Raw genomic sequence first — 4663 nt, 5'->3', positions numbered from 1 at the left:
GCCCGGCGGTCAGCGCCTTCGAGACGGCCTTCGCCGAGGCCTGCGGCGCCCGCCACGCGGTCGCTGTCAGCAGGGGCACCGCGGCCCTGCACCTCGCCCTCCTCGCCCTGACATCGGCCCGGGCGACGAGGTGATCACGGTCTCGTCCACCTTCGTGGCGACGGTCGCGGCGGTCCTGTATGCCGGGGCCACCCCGGTCCTCGTCGACATCGACCCGGTCACCTGGACCATGGACCCGGCCCTGATCGAGGCGGCGATCACGCCCCGCACCAAGGCGATCCTGCCGGTGCACCTCCACGGCCGGATGGCCGATCTCGACGCGCTCGGCGCCATCGCCCGGCGCCACGGGCTCGCCCTCGTCGAGGACGCCGCCCAGGCGCATCTCGCCGAGCGCGGCGGCCGCAAGGCCGGCACGATCGGGGATATCGGCTGCTTCAGCTTCTATCCCGGCAAGAATCTCGGGGCCTACGGCGAGGGCGGCGCCATCGTCACGGACCGCGACGACCTCGCCGCGGCGGCCCGCTGCCTGCGCGACTGGGGCCAGCAGGGCAAGTACAACCACGTCCGCCACGGCTTCAACCTGCGCATGGACGGCGTCCAGGGCGCGGTGCTGGGGGTCAAGCTCCCGCACCTGGAGGGCTGGACCCGCGCCCGCCAGGCGGTGGCGGCGGAGTACGGCGCCCGGCTCGCGGGCCTCGGCCTGGAGCTGCCGGCGCCCGCCGGGCTCGACCACGTGTTCCACGTCTACGCCGTGTCGACGGCGGACCGCGAGGGGCTGCGCCAGTACCTCAACGCGGCCGGCATCGCCACCGGGATCCACTATCCCGTCCCGGTCCACCGGCAGCCCGCCTACAGTCACCTCGACGACGGCGCCGGCCGCCTGCCGGTCACCGAGCGGCTGGCCGCCCGGACCCTGTCCCTCCCGATGTTCCCCGAGATGACGTCCGCGCAGATCGACACCGTCTGCCAGGCCGTCGCGAGCTACTGCGAGGTCGCCGATGCCCAAGCTGCGTGAGGTCACCAAGGGAAGCCGGTTCAGCGGCGACCTGCGCGGGACCCGGATCCTGGTCACCGGCGGATCGGGCTTCATCGGCTCGCACATCATCGACCTTCTGGTCGAGGCCGGCTGCGACGAGATCGTGGCCATCGACAACATGATCCGCGGCCGCCCCGAGAATCTCGGGGACGCCCTCGGCTCCGGCCGCGTCCGCCTCGTCCAGGGCGACATCCGCGACCGCGCCCTGATGGAGACGCTGGTCAAGGGCACCGACGTGGTGTTCCACCAAGCGGCCCTGCGGATCACGCAATGCGCCGCAGAGCCGCGCCACGCCTTCGAGGTGATGGCCGCCGCGACCTTCAACCTGCTTGAGAGCTGCGTCGAGGCCGGCGTCGCCAAGGTGGTGATGGCCTCCTCGGCCTCGGTCTACGGGATGGCGGAGGTCTTCCCGACGACCGAGAAGCACCACCCCTACGACAACCGGACCCTGTACGGCGCCGCCAAGTCCTTCGGCGAAGGTCTGCTGCGCTCGTTCAACGACATGTACGGGCTGGACTACGTCGCGCTTCGGTACTTCAACGCCTACGGCCCGCGGATGGACCTGACCGGCCGCTACACCGAGGTCATGGTCCGCTGGATGCAGCGCCTGGCCGAGGGCCAGTCGCCGATCGTCTTCGGCGACGGCCTGCAGACCATGGACCTCGTCCATGTCCGCGACATCGCCCGGGCCAACATCCTGTCGGCGATCTCGCCGGCCACCGACGTGGTGCTCAACGTCGGCACCGGCGTCGAGACCTCGCTGGTCGACCTCGCCGGCCACCTCACCCGGATCATGGGCCGGGACGGCACGCCGCTGATCCACGAGGCCGAGCGGGCCGTGAACCCGGTGCCCCGGCGCCTCTGCGACACGAGCCTCGCCAAGGCGCTGATCGGCTTCGAGGCGAAGATCGGGGCGGCCGAGGGCCTCGCCGACCTCGTCGCCTGGTGGCAGGACGAGTCCCGCTCGGAACACCTGCGGCGGGCGCTGGCATGATCCCGATCGCCAAGCCCGAAGTCGGCGACCCCGAGGCCGAGGCCGCCGCCGCCGTCGTCCGCTCCGGATGGCTGACCCAGGGGCCGCAGGTCGCGGCCTTCGAGACGGAGTTCGCCGCGATCGTCGGCGCGCCCCATGCCTGCGCGGTCTCGAACTGCACGACCGCGCTGCATCTCGCCCTCCTCGCCGTCGGGGTCGCCCCCGGCGACGAGGTGGTGACGGTGAGCCACAGCTTCATCGCCACCGCCAACGCCATCGCCCAGTGCGGGGCGACGCCGATCTTCGTCGACATCGACCCGGCGACCTACAACATGGCCCCGGACGCCGCCGCGGCGGCGATCACCGGGAAGACGAAGGCCATCGTCTGCGTCCACCAGATGGGCATGCCCTGCGACCTGGAGGCGATCGTGGCGATCGGGCGCCGGTCCGGCATCCCGGTGATCGAGGACGCGGCCTGCGCCATCGGCTCCGAGCGGCTCCAGGGCGACGTCTGGCGGCCGATCGGCAGCCCGGCGGGGGACATCGCCTGCTTCTCGTTCCACCCGCGCAAGGTGCTGACCACCGGCGACGGCGGCATGATCACCACCGCCAACGCCGCGTGGGACCAGACCTTCCGGCTGCTGCGCCAGCACGGGATGAGCGTCTCCGACATCGCCCGCCACGGCAGCGCCCGGGTGGTGGTCGAGGAATACGCCATCGCGGGCTTCAACTACCGGATGACGGACGTGCAGGCGGCCATCGGCCGGGAGCAGCTGAAGCGGCTGCCCGACCTGATCGCCCGGCGCCGCGACCTCGCCGACGGCTACCGCGTGCGGCTGGCCGACCTCCCCGGGGTGACGCCGCCGCCCGAGCCGATGGGGCTGCGCAGCAACTGGCAGAGCTACTGCGTCCGCCTCCCGGACGATGCGGACCAGCAGGCGGTCATGCAGGCGATGCTCGACCGGGGCATCGCCACCCGCCGGGGCATCATGTGCGCGCATCTGGAGCCGCCCTACGCCGAGGCGCCGCGGCGGTTCGCGCTGCCGGAATCCGAGCGGGCCCGCGACCACGCGATCCTGCTGCCGCTCTACGCGGCGATGACGGAGGCGGCGCAGGATCAGGTCGTCGACGGCCTGCGCGCCGCCCTGCGATGATCCCCGCACCGGTCAAGAGCCTCGCCCGGACGGTCGGCCTGACCCGCCCGCGCGTCGCCGCCGCCCGGATGGCCTGCGAGCGCACGACGCTCGCCCTCGGCCGCCGGCGTCGGGCCCTGCCGGGCGGGCGCATCCTCTGCTACCACTCGGTGGGCCAGCCGGAATGCGGCGTCAACGACGTCGCCCCCGGGCGCTTCCGGCATCAGATCGAGCGGGCGCTCCGTCTGGGCTACCGCTTCGTGCCGGCGGCCTCCATCGCCGAGGGACGCGGCGGCGCCCGCGACCTCGCCATCACCTTCGACGATGGCTGGCACAGCGTGCTGAGCGCGGCGGCCCCGATCCTGCGTGATTACGGGATCCCGTGGACCCTGTTCATCGTGGCAGGCTGGCTGGACCGGCCCGAGACCGGGCCGCGCGGCATCCTGGACTGGCGCGCCATCGAAGCGCTCGCCGCGGCCGGGGTCGAGATCGGCAGCCACTCGGTGACGCACCCGGATTTCGGGCGCCTCGACACGGATCGGACCGTCGAGGAACTCGTCGTCTCCCGGGCCATCATCGCGCGGCGCCTGGGCGTCGCTCCGGCGAGCTTCGCGATCCCGCTCGGTCAATCGATGAACTGGACGCCCTTCGCCCAACAGGCGGCCCGCGAGGCCGGCTACCGGACCCTCTATGCGCAGGCGGAGGAGACCAAACCTGAGGGCACCGTGGGGCGGACCTTCGTCACCTGCTTCGACCATGATCTGATCTTCCAGGCCCTGCTGCGCGGCGCCTTCGATGCGTGGGAAGAATGGGTCTGATCTCCGGCGTCTCGGGGTGTTCCGACAGTCCGAGGCCGTACTGCCCTGTCATGTCGCAGCAGATCCATCGGCCTGGGAGGCGCCCCGATGCAAGACGGTCCGAGGCTGGTTTCGGTCATCGTGCCGACATTCCGGCGGCCCCATCTTCTGCGCGGTGCGCTCGCAAGCATCCGGCGCCTCGAAGATCGCGATCTCGCGTTTGAAATCCTCGTCGCGGACAATGGGGGCGCGTGCGAGAACCGGGCGATCGCCGAGGCGTTCGGGGCCACCTACGTGGCGGTGGAGCGCCGCGGGCCGAGCGCGGCACGGAATGCGGGCCTGCGTTTGGCGACCGGCGACTTCATCGCTTTCCTCGACGATGACGACGCGTGGCTTCCGGGGAATGTGCGTGCGCAGATTGCGGTCCTCGATGCGGATCCCGCCTTGGACGGCGTTCTGGGGCAGGCCGTCGGCACGGACCCGGACCTGAAGAATCCCTCAGCCCCTTGGCCGGAACGGCATCCGGGCGTCGGCGACGCACTTCTTCGGACCATGCTGAGCGGCTACTTTCCTCAACTGGGCACGCTCGTGGTCGGCAGACGCGTCCGCGATTTGGTGGGTCTGTTCGACGAGACGCTCATCCGTGGAGAAGACCTGGATTGGCAGCTCCGTATCGCCCGCCGGCGGACCCTGGGCTATGGTCGAGACACCCTGCATGCTCTTC

4 protein-coding genes and 1 pseudogene are annotated in these 4663 nt (G+C 71.6%); all 5 read left to right on the top strand.

From position 1 onward, the window contains the following. Nucleotides 1-1015 (top strand): annotated as a pseudogene (locus tag I53_RS23130) (DegT/DnrJ/EryC1/StrS family aminotransferase); the annotation flags it as partial. Then, nucleotides 999-2030, top strand: a complete 1032-nt coding sequence (locus I53_RS23125; protein WP_043355148.1) for an NAD-dependent epimerase/dehydratase family protein — start codon at nucleotides 999-1001, stop codon at nucleotides 2028-2030. The pseudogene I53_RS23130 and the gene I53_RS23125, both read left to right, overlap by 17 nt. After that, nucleotides 2027-3163 carry a DegT/DnrJ/EryC1/StrS family aminotransferase gene (locus tag I53_RS23120; protein ID WP_043355147.1) on the top strand — a complete coding sequence of 379 codons (1137 nt, stop codon included), beginning with the start codon at nucleotides 2027-2029 and terminating at the stop codon, nucleotides 3161-3163. The genes I53_RS23125 and I53_RS23120 overlap by 4 nt, the downstream gene beginning before the upstream one ends. Continuing rightward, nucleotides 3160-3960, top strand: coding sequence for a polysaccharide deacetylase family protein (locus I53_RS23115; RefSeq protein WP_043355145.1), 801 nt, complete (start codon nucleotides 3160-3162; stop codon nucleotides 3958-3960). The genes I53_RS23120 and I53_RS23115 overlap by 4 nt, the downstream gene beginning before the upstream one ends. Before the next feature lie 87 nt (nucleotides 3961-4047). Then, nucleotides 4048-4663 (top strand): glycosyltransferase family 2 protein (locus tag I53_RS23110; protein ID WP_148291223.1); only part of this gene is annotated, 616 nt, incomplete at its 3' end.

Origin of the sequence: Methylobacterium sp. B1 (genome assembly GCF_000333255.1) — a bacterium.
GTDB lineage: Bacteria > Pseudomonadota > Alphaproteobacteria > Rhizobiales > Beijerinckiaceae > Methylobacterium > Methylobacterium fujisawaense.
Note: the sequence above shows the minus strand (reverse complement) of the source record. Positions and strands in the feature narration are given on the sequence as shown.